22 protein-coding genes, 1 other RNA gene and 1 pseudogene are annotated in these 17,527 nt (G+C 62.4%); 16 read left to right on the top strand and 8 right to left on the bottom strand.

The window, feature by feature from the left end; genetic code table 11:
- Positions 1 to 7: 7 nt before the first annotated feature.
- The 6 genes from YU3_RS0113565 (at position 8) to YU3_RS0113540 (ending at position 6,661) form a co-directional block, all read left to right on the top strand.
- Positions 8 to 355 (top strand): DUF6867 family protein, encoded by a 348-nt coding sequence (locus YU3_RS0113565; RefSeq protein ID WP_027166765.1) that lies wholly within the window; start codon positions 8 to 10, stop codon positions 353 to 355.
- Positions 356 to 491: 136 nt separating this feature from the next.
- Positions 492 to 1,610: a branched-chain amino acid ABC transporter substrate-binding protein gene (locus tag YU3_RS0113560; RefSeq protein ID WP_027166764.1), complete on the top strand. Its 1,119-nt coding sequence runs from the start codon at positions 492 to 494 to the stop codon at positions 1,608 to 1,610.
- A 299-nt stretch (positions 1,611 to 1,909) separates the two neighbouring features.
- Positions 1,910 to 5,368: a pyruvate carboxylase gene (gene pyc, locus YU3_RS0113555; RefSeq protein ID WP_027166763.1), complete on the top strand. Its 3,459-nt coding sequence runs from the start codon at positions 1,910 to 1,912 to the stop codon at positions 5,366 to 5,368.
- A gap of 258 nt (positions 5,369 to 5,626) precedes the next feature.
- Positions 5,627 to 5,887, top strand: coding sequence for a DUF2312 domain-containing protein (locus YU3_RS0113550; RefSeq protein WP_027166762.1), 261 nt, complete (start codon positions 5,627 to 5,629; stop codon positions 5,885 to 5,887).
- 22 nt (positions 5,888 to 5,909) lie between these two features.
- The gene (locus tag YU3_RS0113545) at positions 5,910 to 6,353 is read left to right on the top strand and encodes a hypothetical protein (protein WP_027166761.1); all 444 of its coding nucleotides are present in this window, start codon (positions 5,910 to 5,912) and stop codon (positions 6,351 to 6,353) included.
- Entirely contained in the window at positions 6,353 to 6,661 is a 309-nt protein-coding gene (locus YU3_RS0113540; RefSeq protein ID WP_036258395.1) for a hypothetical protein, read from the top strand. The genes YU3_RS0113545 and YU3_RS0113540 overlap by 1 nt, the downstream gene beginning before the upstream one ends.
- Before the next feature lie 164 nt (positions 6,662 to 6,825).
- Here the strand turns inward: YU3_RS0113540 and msrB are convergent, their stop codons facing one another.
- The 4 genes from msrB to YU3_RS0113520 form a co-directional block, all read right to left on the bottom strand.
- Positions 6,826 to 7,230, bottom strand: coding sequence for a peptide-methionine (R)-S-oxide reductase MsrB (gene msrB, locus YU3_RS0113535; RefSeq protein ID WP_027166759.1), 405 nt, complete (start codon positions 7,228 to 7,230; stop codon positions 6,826 to 6,828).
- A 95-nt stretch (positions 7,231 to 7,325) separates the two neighbouring features.
- Positions 7,326 to 8,516, bottom strand: coding sequence for a VWA domain-containing protein (locus YU3_RS0113530; RefSeq protein WP_027166758.1), 1,191 nt, complete (start codon positions 8,514 to 8,516; stop codon positions 7,326 to 7,328).
- 6 nt (positions 8,517 to 8,522) lie between these two features.
- On the bottom strand, positions 8,523 to 8,969 hold the full coding sequence (locus YU3_RS0113525) for a GNAT family N-acetyltransferase (protein ID WP_027166757.1): 447 nt from the start codon (positions 8,967 to 8,969) through the stop codon (positions 8,523 to 8,525).
- 168 nt (positions 8,970 to 9,137) lie between these two features.
- Positions 9,138 to 9,977: a MoxR family ATPase gene (locus YU3_RS0113520; RefSeq protein WP_027166756.1), complete on the bottom strand. Its 840-nt coding sequence runs from the start codon at positions 9,975 to 9,977 to the stop codon at positions 9,138 to 9,140.
- 140 nt (positions 9,978 to 10,117) lie between these two features.
- Between YU3_RS0113520 and ssrS the strand changes: the two genes are divergently transcribed.
- From ssrS to YU3_RS42240, 7 genes and pseudogenes are all read left to right on the top strand, one after another.
- A non-coding RNA gene (ssrS, locus tag YU3_RS39280) (6S RNA) lies at positions 10,118 to 10,273 on the top strand.
- Positions 10,274 to 10,355: 82 nt separating this feature from the next.
- The gene (locus YU3_RS0113515; RefSeq protein WP_027166755.1) at positions 10,356 to 10,940 is read left to right on the top strand and encodes a 5-formyltetrahydrofolate cyclo-ligase; all 585 of its coding nucleotides are present in this window, start codon (positions 10,356 to 10,358) and stop codon (positions 10,938 to 10,940) included.
- Between the two features lie 78 nt (positions 10,941 to 11,018).
- On the top strand, positions 11,019 to 11,546 hold the full coding sequence (locus YU3_RS0113510; RefSeq protein ID WP_027166754.1) for a DUF3592 domain-containing protein: 528 nt from the start codon (positions 11,019 to 11,021) through the stop codon (positions 11,544 to 11,546).
- A gap of 49 nt (positions 11,547 to 11,595) precedes the next feature.
- Entirely contained in the window at positions 11,596 to 12,420 is an 825-nt protein-coding gene (locus tag YU3_RS0113505) for a YmdB family metallophosphoesterase (RefSeq protein WP_027166753.1), read from the top strand.
- A 70-nt stretch (positions 12,421 to 12,490) separates the two neighbouring features.
- Complete coding sequence (locus YU3_RS0113500) at positions 12,491 to 13,255, top strand: TerC family protein (protein ID WP_027166752.1); 765 nt, start codon at positions 12,491 to 12,493, stop codon at positions 13,253 to 13,255.
- Between the two features lie 52 nt (positions 13,256 to 13,307).
- Positions 13,308 to 13,442: pseudogene (locus YU3_RS42245) on the top strand (BrnT family toxin); the annotation flags it as partial.
- A 132-nt stretch (positions 13,443 to 13,574) separates the two neighbouring features.
- Positions 13,575 to 13,865 (top strand): BrnA antitoxin family protein, encoded by a 291-nt coding sequence (locus YU3_RS42240; RefSeq protein ID WP_027166751.1) that lies wholly within the window; start codon positions 13,575 to 13,577, stop codon positions 13,863 to 13,865.
- Between the two features lie 3 nt (positions 13,866 to 13,868).
- Here the strand turns inward: YU3_RS42240 and YU3_RS0113490 are convergent, their stop codons facing one another.
- The 3 genes from YU3_RS0113490 to YU3_RS0113480 are packed head-to-tail and all read right to left on the bottom strand — an operon-like array spanning position 13,869 to position 15,277.
- The gene (locus YU3_RS0113490; protein ID WP_027166750.1) at positions 13,869 to 14,336 is read right to left on the bottom strand and encodes an SRPBCC family protein; all 468 of its coding nucleotides are present in this window, start codon (positions 14,334 to 14,336) and stop codon (positions 13,869 to 13,871) included.
- Positions 14,337 to 14,355: 19 nt separating this feature from the next.
- Complete coding sequence (locus tag YU3_RS0113485) at positions 14,356 to 14,748, bottom strand: VOC family protein (protein WP_027166749.1); 393 nt, start codon at positions 14,746 to 14,748, stop codon at positions 14,356 to 14,358.
- Between the two features lie 46 nt (positions 14,749 to 14,794).
- Positions 14,795 to 15,277: an SRPBCC domain-containing protein gene (locus tag YU3_RS0113480; RefSeq protein WP_027166748.1), complete on the bottom strand. Its 483-nt coding sequence runs from the start codon at positions 15,275 to 15,277 to the stop codon at positions 14,795 to 14,797.
- Between the two features lie 51 nt (positions 15,278 to 15,328).
- Here YU3_RS0113480 and YU3_RS0113475 point away from each other — a divergent pair, with 51 nt between their 5' ends.
- From YU3_RS0113475 to YU3_RS0113465, 3 genes are all read left to right on the top strand, one after another.
- The gene (locus YU3_RS0113475) at positions 15,329 to 15,652 is read left to right on the top strand and encodes a helix-turn-helix domain-containing protein (RefSeq protein ID WP_027166747.1); all 324 of its coding nucleotides are present in this window, start codon (positions 15,329 to 15,331) and stop codon (positions 15,650 to 15,652) included.
- Between the two features lie 256 nt (positions 15,653 to 15,908).
- Positions 15,909 to 16,658: a YebC/PmpR family DNA-binding transcriptional regulator gene (locus YU3_RS0113470; RefSeq protein ID WP_027166746.1), complete on the top strand. Its 750-nt coding sequence runs from the start codon at positions 15,909 to 15,911 to the stop codon at positions 16,656 to 16,658.
- Positions 16,659 to 16,690: 32 nt separating this feature from the next.
- A complete protein-coding gene (locus tag YU3_RS0113465) occupies positions 16,691 to 16,999 on the top strand; it encodes a SelT/SelW/SelH family protein (RefSeq protein ID WP_156913461.1) in 309 nt (102 codons plus the stop codon).
- A gap of 34 nt (positions 17,000 to 17,033) precedes the next feature.
- On the opposite strand, the gene YU3_RS0113460 is transcribed toward YU3_RS0113465, so the two are convergent.
- Positions 17,034 to 17,510: a DUF1772 domain-containing protein gene (locus YU3_RS0113460; protein ID WP_027166744.1), complete on the bottom strand. Its 477-nt coding sequence runs from the start codon at positions 17,508 to 17,510 to the stop codon at positions 17,034 to 17,036.
- Positions 17,511 to 17,527: the final 17 nt, after the last annotated feature.

Raw genomic sequence — 17,527 nt, 5'->3', positions numbered from 1 at the left:
CTTCATCATGCAGGGTATTATCTACGAAGAACCCTCGATCTGGCATTTTCTCTTTGTCACCGGGCTGCTCGGGGGTGGGGCCGCATGGATGACCGGCAAGGCCGTGGCCCAGACCTGGGGCACTTACGTTCGGCTGTTCCTCTACATGCTCGGTCTCGGAATCGGCATCAGGTTCATCCATCACGCTTTGTTCTGGAGCACGATGTTCTCGCTGCATTACTATATCGTCGACACCATCGTGCTGATGATATTGGGCTTCCTCGGCTATCAATACACGCGCACCAACCAAATGGTCACACAGTATAACTGGCTCTATGAAAGAGCTTCCTTATTAAGCTGGAAACCGAAAGGTTGACGTTCACCATTGCGCCGTTTCGGGGATGAATCGGCGTGACAAGTGCCCGAAAATCGGCATTCTATGCTTTCTGCGATAAGGGTGGGCATCGCATGAAAGTATCATCCACGCCCACTCCGTAAATGGGAGCGTTTCAATGAAAAAATCACTTTTGTCCGCCGTTGCGCTGACCGCGTTCGTCGCGTTCAGCGGCAGCGCGTGGGCCGCTGACATCCTGATCGGCGTTGCCGGTCCGATCACCGGCCCGAACGCCGCGTTCGGCGCGCAGTTGCAGAAGGGCGCGGAACAGGCGATCGCCGACATCAACGCGGCGGGCGGCGTCAATGGCCAGCAGCTCAAGCTAGAGATCGGCGACGACGTCTCCGATCCCAAGCAGGGTATCTCGGTCGCCAACAAGTTCGTCGCCGACGGCGTCAAGTATGTCGACGGCCACTTCAACTCGGGCGTCTCGATCCCGGCCTCGGAAGTCTATCAGGAAAACGGCATGCTGGAGATCACTCCGGCCGCGACCAATCCGAAGTTCACCGAGCGCGGCATGTGGAACACCTTCCGTACCTGCGGTCGTGACGACCAGCAGGGCAAGGTGGCCGGCGACTACATCGCCAAGAACTTCAAGGACGCCAAGATCGCCATCGTCCACGACAAGACCCCTTATGGTCAGGGCCTCGCCGACGAGACCAAGAAGAACCTGAACGCCAACGGCATCACGGAAGTGATGTATGAAGGCGTCAATGTCGGCGACAAGGACTTCTCGGCCCTCATCGCCAAGATGAAGGAAAGCGGCGTCACGCTCATCTACTGGGGCGGCCTGCACACCGAAGCCGGCCTGATCATCCGCCAGTCGGCCGACCAGGGCCTGAAGGCGCCGCTGTTCTCGGGCGACGGCATCGTCTCCAACGAACTGGCCTCGATCGCCGGCGACGCTGTTGCCGGCACGCTCAACACCTTCGCTCCGGATCCGCGCAAGAATCCGGCCGCCAAGGAAGTCGTCGAGAAGTTCCGCGCCGCCGGCTTCGAGCCGGAAGCGTACACGCTCTACTCCTATGCCGCCGTGCAGATCATCGCCCAGGCCATCGCCAAGACCGGCTCGGCTGACGACGCACAGAAGGTTGCGGAGACGATCCGGGCCAACACGTGGAAGACGGCCATCGGCGACATCGGTTACGACGCCAAGGGCGACATCACCCGTCCCGACTACGTCATCTACGAATGGAAGAAGGGCGACGACGGCAAGTACAGCTACTTCGAGAAATAAGCCGGCAAACCCTGAAGCAGGTCGTGAGACCTGCTTTAGCCGACACGCAATGGATGCCCGGCGCTTTGCGCCGGGCATTTTTGTTTGCGGGGTTCGCGGTCGGTCAGAAAGCTCCGCGCTGCGGTTGGAATACGCTCTCACCGCACCGTCGCCGTCGCTGGAAGAACAACTGCGGCGCGTTTGCCGCAAACAAGCGATCTAAATCGTTTTAGGTGTCGCGCAAATTCGTTTGCACTGCAGCATTTTCACGCTAATCATTGCGCCGGTTCAACGTCCCTTCCGCTGCTGGAGCCCAGTCCTTGGCAATCACGAAGATCCTCGTCGCCAACCGGTCCGAAATAGCCATCCGCGTGTTCCGCGCGGCCAACGAGCTCGGCCTCAAAACCGTGGCGATCTGGGCGGAGGAGGACAAATATTCGCTGCACCGCTTCAAGGCCGACGAGAGCTATCAGGTCGGGCGCGGCCCGCATCTTGCCAAGGACATGGGTCCGATCGAGAGCTATCTGTCGATCGAAGAGGTGATCCGCGTCGCCAGGCTGTCTGGCGCCGACGCCATCCACCCCGGCTATGGCCTGCTGTCGGAAAGCCCTGAATTCGCCGAGGCCTGCGCCGAGGCCGGCATCACCTTCATCGGCCCGAAGCCGGAAACGATGCGCAGGCTGGGCAACAAGGTCGCCGCGCGCAACCTGGCGATCGAAGTCGGCGTGCCGGTCGTGCCGGCAACCGACCCGCTGCCGGACGACATGGATGTGGTGAAGAAACTCGCCGCGCAAATAGGCTATCCGGTGATGCTCAAGGCCTCGTGGGGCGGCGGCGGCCGCGGCATGCGCGCCATCCGCGCCGAAGCCGACCTCGCGCGCGAGGTGATGGAAGGCAAGCGCGAGGCCAAGGCCGCCTTCGGCAAGGATGAGGTCTATCTCGAAAAGCTGATCGAGCGCGCCCGCCATGTCGAGGTGCAGGTGCTGGGCGACACCCACGGCAACGCGGTGCATCTGTTCGAGCGCGACTGCTCGATCCAGCGCCGCAACCAGAAGGTCGTCGAGCGCGCGCCGGCGCCGTATCTCAGCGAAGACCTGCGCCAGGAGCTTTGCGGCCATGCGCTCAAGATCGTGCGCGAGACCAGCTATATCGGCGCCGGCACGGTCGAGTTCCTGCAGGACGCCGACACCGGCAAGTTCTACTTCATCGAGGTCAATCCGCGCATCCAGGTCGAGCACACCGTCACCGAGCAGGTGACCGGCATCGACATCGTCAAGGCGCAGATCCATATCCTCGACGGCTTCGCCATCGGCACGAAGGCATCGGGCGTGCCGGCACAGAAGGACATCCGGCTCAACGGCCACGCCCTGCAGTGCCGCATCACCACCGAGGACCCGGAGCACAATTTCATCCCGGACTATGGCCGCATCACCGCCTATCGCGAGGCGGCCGGCTTCGGCATCCGGCTCGACGGCGGCACCGCCTATTCGGGCGCGGTCATCACCCGCTTCTACGATCCGCTGCTCGAAAAGATAACGGCCTGGGCGCCGACGCCCGGCGAGGCGATCTCACGCATGAACCGGGCGCTGCGCGAGTTCCGCATCCGCGGCGTGGCCACCAACCTCACCTTCCTCGAAGCGATCATCAACCACCCGCGCTTCGCCGACAATTCCTACACGACCAGGTTCATCGACACGACGCCGGAACTCTTCGAGCAGGTGAAGCGGCAGGACCGCGCCACCAAGCTGCTCAACTATCTGGCCGATGTCAGCGTCAACGGCCATCCCGAGACGCGCGGCCGGCCGATGCCGAAGGCGAATGCGGCCGCACCGGTGGTGCCCTATCTCAACGGGCACGTCCCGGACGGCAGCAAGCAGAGGCTCGACGCGCTGGGCCCCGAGAAATTCGCGGCCTGGATGCGGGAGCAGCGCCAGGTGCTGGTCACCGACACGACGATGCGCGACGGCCACCAGTCGCTGCTGGCCACGCGCATGCGCACGCATGACATCGTCGGCATCGCTGGCACCTATGCGCGGGCGCTGCCGCAGCTCCTGTCGCTGGAATGCTGGGGCGGCGCCACCTTCGACGTCGCCATGCGCTTCCTCACCGAGGACCCATGGGAGCGGCTGAGCAAAGTGCGCGAGGCGGCGCCCAACCTTCTGCTGCAGATGCTGCTGCGCGGCGCCAACGGCGTCGGCTACACCAACTATCCCGACAATGTCGTCCAGCATTTCGTCCGCCAGGCTGCCAGCGGCGGCGTCGACCTGTTCCGCGTCTTCGACTGCCTGAACTGGGTGGAGAACATGCGCGTCGCCATGGACGCGGTCGGCGCCGAGGGCAAGCTGGTCGAGGCGGCGATGTGCTACACCGGCGACATCCTCGATCCGGCGCGCGCCAAATACGACCTCAAATATTATGTCGGGCTCGCCAAGGAACTGGAAGCCGCCGGCGCGCACATCATCGCCGTCAAGGACATGGCCGGCCTGTTGAAGCCGGCCGCGGCGCGCGTGCTGTTCAAGGCGCTGCGCGAGGCGACCGACCTGCCGATCCATTTCCACACGCACGACACGTCGGGCCTCTCGGCGGCGACGGTGCTGGCGGCGGCGGAAAGCGGCGCCGACGCCATCGACGCGGCGATGGATTCCTTCTCCGGCAACACCTCGCAGCCCTGCCTCGGCTCGATCGTCGAGGCGCTGAAGGGCACCGAGCGCGACCCTGGTCTCGATCCGCAGTGGATCCGCCGCATTTCCTTCTACTGGGAAGCGGTCCGCAACCAGTACGCCGCCTTCGAGAGCGACCTCAAGGGACCGGCCTCGGAGGTCTATCTGCATGAAATGCCGGGGGGCCAGTTCACCAATCTCAAGGAACAGGCGCGCTCGCTCGGCCTCGAGACGCGCTGGCATGAGGTCGCGCAAGCCTATCACGACGTCAATTTGATGTTCGGCGATATCGTCAAGGTCACGCCGTCGTCCAAGGTGGTCGGCGACATGGCGCTGATGATGGTCAGCCAGGATCTGACCGTCGCCGATGTCGAGAACCCGGCCAAGGACATCGCCTTCCCGGACTCGGTCGTGTCGATGCTGCGCGGCGATCTCGGCCAGTCGCCCGGCGGCTGGCCGGCGGCGCTGCAGAAGAAGGCGCTGAAGGGCGAGAAGCCGATCACCGCGCGGCCCGGCTCGCTGTTGAAGCCCGCCGACCTCAAGGCCAGCCGCAAGGACATCGAGACGAAGCTCGATCGCAAGCTCTCGGAGTACGAATTCGCCTCGTGGCTGATGTATCCGAAGGTGTTCACCGACTTCGCCGCTGCGCAGGAGACCTACGGGCCGGTAAGCGTGCTGCCGACGCCGACCTATTTCTATGGCATGAAGTCGGAGGAAGAGATCTTCCTCGACATCGAGAAGGGCAAGACCCTAGTGGTTCGATGTCAGGCCTTCGGCGATGTCGACGACAAGGGCATGGTCACCGTGTTCTTCGAGCTCAATGGCCAGCCGCGCCGCGTCAAGGTGCCGGACAGAGCGCATGGCGCTTCCGCCGCCAAGGCGCGCCGCAAGGCCGAGCCCGGCAATGAGGGGCATGTCGGCGCACCGATGCCGGGCGTCGTGTCGGCGCTTGCCGTAGCGACCGGACAGGCGGTCAAGGCGGGCGACGTGCTGCTGTCGATCGAGGCGATGAAGATGGAAACCGCGCTGCATGCCGAGCGCGACGGCGAGATCGCCGAAGTGCTGGTCAAGGCGGGAGACCAGATCGATGCGAAGGATCTCCTGATCGCCTTCAAGTAACGGCCGGATTGCGATGCTTGATAGGGCGGCTGGCAGCAGCCGTCCACAGCCGCTCGATTAATGCATGTCGCCCAAAAGTGCGCAGCGGTTTTGGGCGAACGACATGCATCAAAACAAAGGCTTAAAGCGCGTCGCCTGAATCCGTTTCGACGCGACGCGCATTAGTGTCTTGACCCGCCGCGCCCGCTCGGGCAGGGAACCCGCTCCAATTTGCCGTGGCGGGAATCGCCACGGCCTCAGAAGACGCGGAGAGAAAAAATGGCCGACGAAATCACCGAGACCAGCCAGACTGTAGCCGCCGGCCAGCTGCGCGCCATCATCGAGCGCATCGAGCGGCTCGAGGAAGAGAAGAAGACGATCTCCGACGACATCAAGGATGTCTATGCCGAGGCCAAGGGCACCGGCTTCGACACCAAAGCGGTCCGCACCATCGTGCGGCTGCGCAAGAAGGACCAGGCCGAGCGCCAGGAGGAAGAAACCATCCTCGACCTCTACAAGGCCGCTCTCGGCATGGTCTGAGGTTCATGGCCGGAGACCGGCCATGAATGAGTTCGACTTCGGCGGCCGCCGCGCTTCGGAGTTCCGCCATCGCGGCTTCTGGGCGCTGTTCGCCGAGCGCCACCCGGAAGAAAGGGCAAGGCTCGCAAGGCGCGGGCCGTGGTTCTGGCAGCGCGGGCTGCCGGATTTCGCCCTGGTGCTTTCGATGTATGTCGCGCCGGCGCAGAACCATGTCGGCGTCTTCTTCGGGCGCAACGAGAAGTTCGGCGCCACGGAGTCCTGGTCGCGGCTGAAGCCATTCCAGCCGGCGATCGAGGCCAGGTTGAAGCTCAAGCCCGAACAGAGTTGTGAAGGTCTCGGCATCAACTCGATGTGGCGGGTGAATTGCTACGCCGAGGACAACTGGCCGGCCATGGCCGACTGGCTGGTGACGGAGTGCTCGCGGTTCGAAGAAGCCGTCCTCGCCGTGCTGGGGCAGGTCCGGTGATGGCGGGCTTCTTCCGCAGACGCTGGAAAGGCGAAACGCCGCTCGACCGGTTGTTCTGGCGCGACATGCTGCTCGTCGGCACCGTCCTGAACATGGCCTCTTCGGCTCTGGCGCTGATCCTGCTTGGCTTGAAGCTGCCGCTCTGGCTGGTGCTGGCGGTGCATTTCCTGCCGGTGCCCTACAACATCTTCCTGACGATCGCCGTCTGGCGGACGGCGGAAAAGACAAGCGGAGCCAAGGGCGGGCTCAAGGCGCAGCTGATGCTGCTGGGCTCGGCGCTCTGGCTGATCGCGACGGCTGTCGCCTAATGCATGTCGCCCAAAAGTGCGCAGCGGTTTTTGGGAGAACGACATGCATCAAAACAAAGGCTTAAAGCGCGTCGCCTGAATCCGTTTCGACGCGACGCGCTTTAAAAACTCGTACGAAAAAGGGCGGCCGAGGCCGCCCTTTGCAAAGTTGAACCAGATACCGGTCAGGCCGCAGGCTCGAAGCGCAGCGCCACGCCATTGATGCAATAGCGGAGGCCGGTCGGCGGCGGGCCGTCCTCGAAGACATGGCCGAGATGGCTGCCGCAGCGCGCGCAGTGGCATTCGGTACGGACCATGCCGTAGCTGCGGTCAACGGTGGTCTCGATCGAGCCCGGGACCGGGTCGTTGAAGCTCGGCCAGCCGGTGCCGCTCTCGAACTTCAGCTTGGATTCAAACAGCGGCTGGTCGCAGCCGACGCAGAAAAAGGTGCCGGCGCGCTTCTCGTAGAGCAGGGCACAGCTGCCGGGACGCTCGGTGCCGTGGTTGCGCATCACTGCATACTGCTCCGGTGTCAGCCGGGCGCGCCATTCGGCATCGGTGCGGGTGACGGGATAGGCGTGGGTGTCCATGAAATCTCCTCGGCCTTGGCGGCTCATTGTTGATTGCAGCTGATATTCGCACGAAGATAGGTGTTTGTTACAGGCCTGCCCACCCTGAAGGGACGTCAGTGCTTGCCTGACAATTGCCTTGTCGCGGCTTCAAGCCCGGCCAGCGTCAGCGGGAACATGCGGCCGCCGAAGATATCGCTGATCATCGCAGTCGAGTGCGTGTAGCGCCAGTTCTTCTCGGCTTCAGGATTCAGCCATATCGCATTCGGCCATTGCTGCAGGACGCGCGCCAGCCACACGCTGCCGGCCTCCGGGTTCCAGTGCTCGACCGAGCCGCCTGGATGCGCGATCTCGTAAGGGCTCATCGAGGCATCGCCGACGACGATCACCTTGTAGTCCGGGCCGTATTTGTGGATGAGGTCGAAGGTCGGGATCGTCTCGGCAAGCCGGCGGCGATTGTCCTTCCAGACGCGCTCGTAGAGGCAGTTGTGGAAGTAGAAATATTCGAGCTGGCGGAACTCGGCGCGCGCGGCTGAAAACAACTCCTCGACACCGCGGATATGGTCGTCCATCGAGCCGCCGACATCGAAGAACATCAGCAGCTTCACGGCATTGCGTCGCTCGGGCCGGGTTTTCACATCGAGATAGCCATGCTCGGCGGTGGCGTGGATGGTGCCGGGCAGGTCGAACTCTTCCTCGGCGCCCTCGCGCACCCAGCGGCGCAGCCGCTTCAGCGCCACCTTGATGTTGCGGGTGCCGAGCTCGACGGTATCGTCGAAATTCCGGAACTCGCGCTTGTCCCAGACTTTCACCGCGCGGCGATGGCGGCTCCCATGCTGGCCGATGCGCACGCCTTCCGGGTTGTAGCCATAGGCGCCGAAGGGCGAGGTGCCGCCGGTGCCGATCCATTTCGAGCCGCCCTGGTGGCGGCCCTTCTGCTCCTCGATCCGCTGCTTCAGCGTCTCCATCAGCTTTTCGAAACCGCCGAGCGCCTCGACGAGCTTCTTCTCCTCGTCAGTCAGATGCTTTTCAGCAAGCCGGCGCAGCCATTCCTCCGGGATATTGGCGACATCGATGGCATCGGGGCCGCCGAGCGCCTCGACACCCTTGAAGATATGAGCGAACACCTGGTCGAAGCGGTCGATGTGGCGCTCGTCCTTCACCAGCGCGGAACGGGCGAGGTAGTAAAAACCCTCGACATCATAGTCGACCAGCCCGGCTTCCAGCCCTTCCAGCAGCGACAGATATTCCCTAAGCGAAACGGGAACCCGCGCGGCCTTCAGTTCGAGGAAGAAGGGGATGAACATCAGACTTTATAGCAAATCGTACTCGATGAAGCCCGTCCGCCTTGCAACATGATCGTAGAGCTTGCGCGCGGTGGCGTTGGTCTCGTGGGTCATCCAGTAGACGTTCTTGACGCCGATCTTACCTGCCTCGTCCTGCACCGCTTTGATCAGCGCGGCGCCCACGCCCTTGCCGCGCACCTGAGGGTCGGCGAACAGGTCCTGCAGGTAGCAGTTGTTTTTTTCGGACCAGCCGGAGCGATGGTAGAGATAGTGGGTGAGGCCGATGGCCTTGCCGTCGAGCGTGGCAATGAAACCCTTCGGCTCAAACTCGCCGTCCGTGAACAGCCGCTTCCAGGTCACTGCGTAGACCTCTTCCGGCAGCTTGGTCTCGTAGAAGGTCAGATAGGCGGTCCACAGCCGGCGCCAGTCGGCGTGGTCGGACTGCGCGAGCGGACGGATGGTGATCTCGGTCATTTTTTCCTCCAATGCATTGACCGGAAGCTGCGGCAGCGATCGCTTGCCGGCAAGGGTCCACAGCCATGGAAAGCGCTGTTGCTGCGAGCCCAAAGCGCGTCGCGCTTCAGCTCCTGTTTTATGCATGCCGTTGTCCCAGAACCGCTCCACACTTGTGGGCGACATGCATTATTGCTGGCGTCTCGCCATGAAGGCGAGCCGCTCGAACAGGTGCACGTCCTGCTCGTTCTTCAACAGCGCGCCATGCAGCTTCGGCAGCATGTTCTTCGGATCGGCGCGCAGATCCTCCGGCGCAATATCGTCGGCGACCAGCAGACGGATCCAGTCGAGCGCTTCGGACGTCGAAGGCTTCTTCTTGAGGCCCGGCACATCGCGGATTTCATAGAATTGGGTGAGTGCTGCCCGCACCAGGTTCTGCTTGATGCCGGGATAGTGCACCTCGACGATGCGGTGCAGCGTGTCGATGTCGGGGAAGCGGATATAGTGGAAGAAGCAGCGGCGCAGGAAGGCGTCCGGCAGTTCCTTCTCATTGTTCGAGGTGATGATGACGATCGGCCTGAACTCGGCGCGGATCGTCACGCCGGTCTCGTAGACGAAGAACTCCATCCGGTCGAGCTCCTGCAGGAGGTCGTTGGGGAATTCGATGTCGGCCTTGTCGATCTCGTCGATCAAAAGCACGACTTTCTTGTGCGCCGCGAAGGCGTCCCACAGCTTGCCGCGCTTGATGTAGTTGGCGATGTCGTTGAAGCGCTCGTCGCCAAGCTGGCTGTCGCGCAGCCGCGAGACGGCGTCATATTCGTAAAGGCCCTGCTGCGCCTTGGTGGTCGACTTGACGTTCCACTCGATGAACTCCAGCCCGAGCGCAGAGGCCACCTGGCGGGCAAGCTCCGTCTTGCCGGTGCCGGGCTCGCCCTTGACCAGCAATGGCCGCTCCAGCGCGATCGCGGCGTTGACCGCAACCATCAGATCCTTGTCGGCGACATAGGCCGCGGTGCCTTCAAAACGCATTTTTTCTCCTGGCCGTTTTGCGGCGACCGTAAGGAGGCTGACCGGAGCGCGCAAGGCCGAGCTGTCGGGGCTACGAATAACGCTCTCCGCGACGCCGGTATCTCTGGCGCTCGGCCAGCCATCGGCCTATATTTGCTCTTGGCGGTCTGCGCTTCCCGGCAGGAGATACTTTTCCCCGGGGCCTTATCGATCCTTAGGGAGCTGTCCCTGGGAAGACCCGTGGGTTTTCTCACACGGCGCCCACCTACTTTGTAGGCACCCGGGATCGACCTCTCCACCGGTTGTGTGGATCGTCACTCTCCCGATTTCGGGAGACTTGCGCTAGAAAACGTCGCTTCTGCAACGCCGTTGAACCTCACCCTTTTCTAGCGTCCGCGCATGACCCCTTCCAAAGACCTGAAAAAACAGCTTCGCAAGGAAGCGCTGGCGCGCCGCGATGCGCTCGATGAATTCTGGCGCGTCGAGATTGCGCTCGAAATGGCCGAGACCGCGAAGGAAAAAATCGACTTCGAGCCTGGCCGGGTCGTCTCGGGCTTCTGGCCGATGCGCTCGGAGGTCGATGTGCGGCCGCTGATGTTCGCATTGCGCGAGAAGGGCGCCAGGCTCTGCCTGCCTGCGATCCTCGACAAGACCACGATCGTGTTTCGCGAATTGGTGCGCGGCGCGCCCATGGTCGAGATGGGGTTCGGCACGGTCGGGCCGCATGAAGAGGCGGAAGTGCTCGACCCTACGCTCATGCTGGTGCCGCTCGCCGCCTTCGACGGCCGCGGCCACCGCATCGGCTACGGCGCCGGCTATTACGACCGCGCCATTGCCAGGCTGGCCGACAAGGGCATCACGCCAAGGCTGGTCGGCATCGCTTTCGACTGCCAGGAAGTCGAACGGGTGCCGGAAGAGGACCATGACGTCATCATTCCGGAAATACTGACCGAGAGCGGGTTGCGCCGCTTCGATATCGTTTAACGAGCGCGATCTGCTTAACGCGTTTCAAACACACGTCGGCTATATTCCTGCAAAATAGTCCGAGCCGACGGGGCCGTTGTGTTTGTTCTCGCGCGCTATTTGCTGATGCCGTTCGCGCTGATCGCGGCGATCCTGTTCTTGATGGCATCGCACATTATCGCAACGTCCTTGCATCACCAGGCCACTTGGCAGCGCACGGTCGCCACCGTGACGGATGTCAGTCCCTATAGCGAAATGCAGGCGAATGGCCTCAAAACGGACGGCATCAATGTCGCCGTCACCTATGTCACCAACGACGCGCCGATGACCTGGTCCGGCAAGGGAAAGGATGTCGGTCTCTACAAGGCGGCCCAGGGCGACCAGGTGGAGTTCTATTACGACCCCGCCGATCCATCGAAGCTTGATACCGCGGCCATGAAAGGCTGGAGCGGCGGGCTGCTGCTGCTTGCCGTGACCGGCGGGTTCACCGCTTTCTATGTGTGGTTCTTCTGGCTGCGCGGACGCAGAGCGCCGCCGACCTCGCCGATGATGCCCTTGGCTACCGGCGTCTCGGGCGCTGGCGCCAAGCCAGCCGAACAGCGGCGCGGCACTTTCGGCCGACACTAAGACCTCCGTGCCGCTTGCCTAGCGTCCACAGCTCTGGATAGAAGTGGCTATGAGACTCCTCTTCCTCGGCGACATGGTTGGCAAGACGGGACGCACGGCAGTGTGGGAACAGCTGCCGGGGCTGATTTCCGACTTCAAGCTCGATTTCGTCATCGTCAATGGCGAGAACGCCGCCGGCGGCTTTGGCATCACCGAGGAGATCTTCCGCGAGACGCTCGCGGCGGGCGCGGATGTCGTCACCACCGGCAATCATGTCTGGGACCAGCGCGATGCGCTGATCTTCGCGCCGCGCGAGGAGCGCTTCCTGCGGCCTTCCAATTTTCCCAAGGGCACGCCGGGGCGCGGTTCGGGCGTCTACATCGCGCGCAACGGCGCACGCGTGCTGGTAGCCAACATCATGGGCCGCGTCTTCATGCACCCCGAGCTTGACGATCCGTTCCAGGCCGGCGAGCGCGAGCTGGCCGCCTGTCCGCTCGGCGAGCAGGCCGATGCGGCGGTGATCGATTTCCATGCCGAGGCGACGTCGGAGAAAATGTGCTTCGCGCATTTCGTCGACGGCCGTGCCAGCCTGGTGGTCGGCACGCATACGCATCAGCCGACCGCCGACCATCAGATCCTAAACGGCGGCACCGCCTATATCTCGGATGCCGGCATGTGCGGCGATTATGATTCCTCGCTGGGCATGGACAAGGAAGAGCCGCTCAACCGATTCCTCTCCAAAGTGCCGAAGGGCCGCTTCGAAGCGTCGACCGGCCCGGCAACGCTCTGTGGTGTCGGCATCGATATATCCGACCGCACCGGACTGGCCGAAAAGATCGCGCCGTTTCGTCGCGGGCCGCGGCTGGAAGAAACGGCGCCATCTTTCTGGTCGTGACATTGATACAGGTGTGCGCAGTACCTAATTGCCGGCAACACTGCTCCAGATCGTAGAGGGGACGACCTCCATGCAGCTTGTCGAATTCCTGGCGCCGCACTTTGCCTTTGTTTCCGATCCGACCGCCTGGGTAGCGCTTTTGACCTTGGTTGTGCTCGAGATCGTGCTCGGCATCGACAATCTGATCTTCATCTCGATCCTGACCAACAAATTGCCGGAAGCGCAGCGCGCCCGTGCGCGCCGGCTGGGCATCTCGGCCGCGCTGGTCATGCGCCTTGTCCTGCTCGCCACGATCTCGATCATCGTGCAACTGACGACGCCGGTGTTCACTGCGTTCGGCCACGGCTTTTCCTGGCGCGACCTGATCCTGATCGCCGGCGGCCTGTTCCTGGTCTGGAAGGCGACCAGGGAAATCCATCACACGGTCGACCCGCAGGATCACCAGGACACTATGGTGGGCACGCTGCAGATGAGCCTCGCAGGTGCCATTTTCCAGATCCTCCTGCTCGACCTGGTCTTCTCGATCGATTCCATCATCACCGCCGTCGGCATGACCGACGAGATCGCCATCATGTATATCGCTGTCATCGTGGCGGTGAGCGTTATGATGCTGGCGGCGACGCCGCTCGCCAACTTCATCGCCAAGAACCCCAGCATCGTCATGCTGGCGCTGGGCTTCCTCTTGATGATCGGCATGACGCTGATCGCCGACGGCATGGGCTACCATGTACCCAAGGGCTACATCTACGCCGCCATGGGCTTTTCCGCCCTCGTGGAGGGCCTCAACATGCTGGCACGGCGGCGGAGGAAACAGGGGTCGGGCGGTGGGCATTGACGTCTTGACTCTTACATTATTGTACGTACATATTTGTACGTGATGGAACGCGATGCGATTCGAATGGGATTCTGAGAAAGCCCGGCGCAACCTTGTCAAACATGGCGTCGCCTTTGACCTTGCGCAGAGGGTTTTCGACGATCCGCTCCATCTGATTGTCCCTGATCGTTTTGAAGACGGGGAACAGCGATGGCATGCGATCGGTATGGTCGGAACTCAGGTGATCCTGCTCGTTGTTCACACCTACCCGACCGCGGCAGATGAAGACGTGTTAGAATTGTCGGTGCTCGCAAGGCCACCCCGCATGAAAGGAGGCATTATGAGCAGGAAGGACCTTAACCGGGATCAGCGTGATCAACTGGCCAAGCTGGCTGATCTGCCTGACGATCAGATCGATATTTTGGATATTCCGGAGGCGCCAGCGGAGAACTGGGCCCACGCGCGCCGGGGAGATCTCTATCGACCTCTCAAACTGCCCGTCACCATTCGGCTCGATGCCGACGTGCTTGCCTGGTTCAGAGAGCATGTAGAGGAAGGCGGTGGTTATCAAACGGAAATCAACCGGGTGCTCCGCCGCTATGTTGCGGAACAGCTGAGGCATCGATCCTAACCTCTATTTGGCCGAAATGCCCTTTGGGTGGCGGTCGCCAATCAGGCCGAGCGTGAGGCCCTGTTCCAGCCATGCCTTGGCGCCGGCGAGAACCAGCGCGAAGCCGCCGGTCGAGCCAACCGCCTGGTTGACCTGCTCGTCGCCGGAGCCGGCGAAGCCGAAATTGCTGACCTCGAGAAACGTCGTATCACCAGGCATCCTGGTGAAAGTCCAGGCGACCGTTGTCGGCGGATCGCTCCACTGCATGACGATCTTTTCGTTGCGAACGATCTCGCTGACCTCGACCCTGGTCGAGACGCCATACATGCGCCATTCCCACTGAACCGGCTTGCCCTCGTCCAGCCGGCCGCTGGAATGCGTGAACCAGAATTTCGTGGTGATTGCCGGGTCGACGATGGCCTCGAAGACTTCGGCGACAGGCCGGCGGATCAGCATGGCGGTTTCGGCAGCGGGAGCTTCCTTGAGTTCCACGGTATCCTCCTTGAATTGGCTAGGGCAGGTTGATCTGCCAGGAGACGCCGAAGCGGTCGTTGAGCCAGGCGAAACGCTGGCTGAAGCCGTAGTTGCCGGCCGGCATCAGGAAACTGCCGTCCTTGGAAAGAACGTCGACGATCCGCTCCAGTTCCTCCCCGGACGAGCAGTCGACAAAGAAGGAAAAGGACGGCGTGAAGGTGAAGGCGTGGTGCACGGGGCTGTTGTAGATCCTGACCTCCGCACCGCCGATCGAGGCGCGCGCCAGCTTGAGCGTTCCTTCGGGTCCGTCTTCGCCGGAGCCGTAGCGCGTGATGTCGAGGACCTGGCTATCGGGAATGGTCTCGCAATAGAGGATCATGGCCTCCTCGGCCTTTCCCTCGAACATCAGGAACGGCGTTGCTTTCGTCATTCGGCGACCTCCGTTGCGTCAAACACCAGGCTTCAAGATATCGGGCTTAGACGTTGCTCTCATTGGCCGGCTCGCCGCGCAGCTCGCTGCGGTAATAGCCGTCGCGCAGGTTGATGCCGTATTCGAGATAGGCCTTCATGCAGGCCAGCATCTGCGACCAGCCCTCGCAGTTGAGGTAGGATTTCTTCAGCCCGACCTCGCCTTCGTGCCAGCCTTGCTCGGCGATGGTGACAAAGGTGCCGCCGTCATCCAGCGGCTCGAAATTCATCTCGATGCGGGTCTTGTAGGCGGGCTTGCCGTCGACGTCGGTCGCGTCCCAGCGCAGCACGATGCGCTTGTCTTTTGTCACTTCGTCGACCTCGACCGGCACCGTCTTCCACCAGGTGACAGTGGTGCCCGCGACCAGCGGCGCCGAGGCGCCGCCGATGGTGGTGAAGTAGCCGCTGAGTTTCGTCGGATTGACGACGGCGTCGAAGACCTCGGCGACCGGTTTGCCGATGCGTCCGGAAATCCTGAATCCAAGGGACATATCCACAGCTCCTTCCTTGCTCGTCTAAACGATATGTTATAGAAACATAACATGTCAAGCCAAACCGTGGACGATCATGTTTTCAAGGCCTTGGCGCATCCGCGCCGGCGCGAGTTGCTGGATCGGCTGAAGGATCAGCCGCAGACCACCGGCGCGCTGTGCGAAGCCTTTCCGGACATGGACCGCTGCACGGTGATGATGCATCTCAAAGTGCTGGAGGAGGCCGACCTTGTCGTCGCGAGGCGCGAGGGGCGCGAGCGCTGGAACCATCTCAATGCCTTGCCGATCAAGCAGATCCACGATCGCTGGATCAGCCAGTATGCCGGCCACGCCATCAGCATTCTCGACCGGCTGAAGTCGGATCTGGAGCGGTGAACGGCGCCTTCGGCGCCTTTGTCTCTACGCAATTCCGGACGGAAAACCGCAGCGCACTTTTCCTGGAATTGCTCTAGCCACGGCGCGGCTGGACGAATTGAGCCGATTTATCTATAAGCCGCCCATTCCGACAAAGAGCGCCGCGTGCCTTCGCAGGCATGCTTGGAGCGTTCTGGTAATTGAATTCGAGCATTTGCCGATGCCAGGTGATCGCGCCCGGCCGAAAAATGCTCTAGCCGAACACGACAGGGGTGCCATGGCTGGCCATTCGCAGTTCAAGAACATCATGCACCGCAAGGGCCGCCAGGACGCGGTGCGGTCGAAAATGTTTTCCAAGCTGGCGCGCGAAATCACCGTCGCCGCCAAGACCGGCACGCCGGACCCGGCGATGAATCCGCGCCTGCGCCTGGCGATTCAGAACGCCAAAGCCGTGTCGATGCCGAAGGACAACATCCAGCGCGCCATCAACAAGGCGTCCGCGGGCGATGCCGAGAACTACGAGGCGGTGCGCTACGAGGGCTACGGCCCCGGCGGCGTGGCGCTGATCGTCGAGGCGCTGACCGACAACCGCAACCGCTCGGCCTCCAACGTACGCGCTGCCTTCACCAAGGCCGGCGGTGCGCTCGGCGAAACCGGCTCGGTGTCCTTCATGTGGAACCGCGTCGGCGAGATCTATTACCCGGCCTCGGCCGGCAGCGCCGACAAGGTCATGGAAGCGGCGATCGAGGCCGGCGCCGACGACGTCGAATCCGATGAGGAAGGCCACACCATCTACTGCAGCTTCGAAAATCTCGGCGACGTGTCGAAGTCGCTCGAAGCCGCGCTTGGGGAAGCGGAATCGGTGAAGCCGATCTGGCAGCCACAGAACAACGTCCCGGTCGACGAAGAGCGGGCGCAGTCGCTGATGAAGCTGGTCGCCACCCTCGAGGACGATGACGACGTGCAGAGCGTCTATGCCAATTTCGGGGTCGACGACGAGACCATGGCCAAGCTCAGCGCGGCCTGATCGGCTAGGATATGAGCACAACTCAATCCGAAATGAGCGAGAAATCGCTTCCGACCATCCGCATCACCTACTGCACTCAGTGCCTGTGGCTGCTGCGTGCCGGCTGGATGGCGCAGGAATTGCTCTCGACCTTCGGCACCGATCTCGGCGAGGTTACGCTGGTGCCGGGCACCGGCGGCATCTTCACCATCACCTGCAACGACGTGCTTGTCTGGGATCGCAAGCGCGACGGCGGTTTTCCGGACGCAGCGAAGTTGAAGCAGTTGGTGCGCGACGTCATCGACCCGGAGCGCGATCTGGGGCACGCCGATCGCAAGTCTCATAAAAAAGACCCCGCCTGAGGCGGAGTCCTTTTGCATTCTCGGCTACCGATCTTCAGATCAACGCCAGGATGAAGCAGGCCATCGCCACGATGGCGGTGATGGTCCGCACATGGTTCCACATCACCCATTGGCTCAGATGGTTCGCCCACACGGCGGCGCCGTTGGCGCTGGCCGGGTCGACGGCGGCGAGCGCATCATTGAGCGGCACGTTGAAGATCATGGTCACGATCGGGTTGCCGATCAGGTAGATCACGGCGCCGGCAAGCAGCCAATACGAGCCCGACTGGCTCCAGCCAAAGAAAACGGCGGCAATCAACACCAGGCAGATGAGGCCGGTGCCGAAAAGCGCCGTCATGAAGGTCGGGGTGATCACCGTGATGTTGATCGAATTCATCGCCGCGATGCCGCTTGGGACGGGCAGCCGGGCAAGCGCCGCCATGACGAAATTGGAAAAGGCGAAGAAGACGCCGCCGACCACGCCGGAGCCGATCGAGGCGATGAAGGTGAGGGTGGGGAGAAGTTTCATCATCTCAGTGCTCCAGATGT

This window comes from Mesorhizobium sp. WSM3224 (assembly GCF_000427725.1).
Classification (GTDB): domain Bacteria; phylum Pseudomonadota; class Alphaproteobacteria; order Rhizobiales; family Rhizobiaceae; genus Mesorhizobium.
Note: the sequence above shows the minus strand (reverse complement) of the source record. Positions and strands in the feature narration are given on the sequence as shown.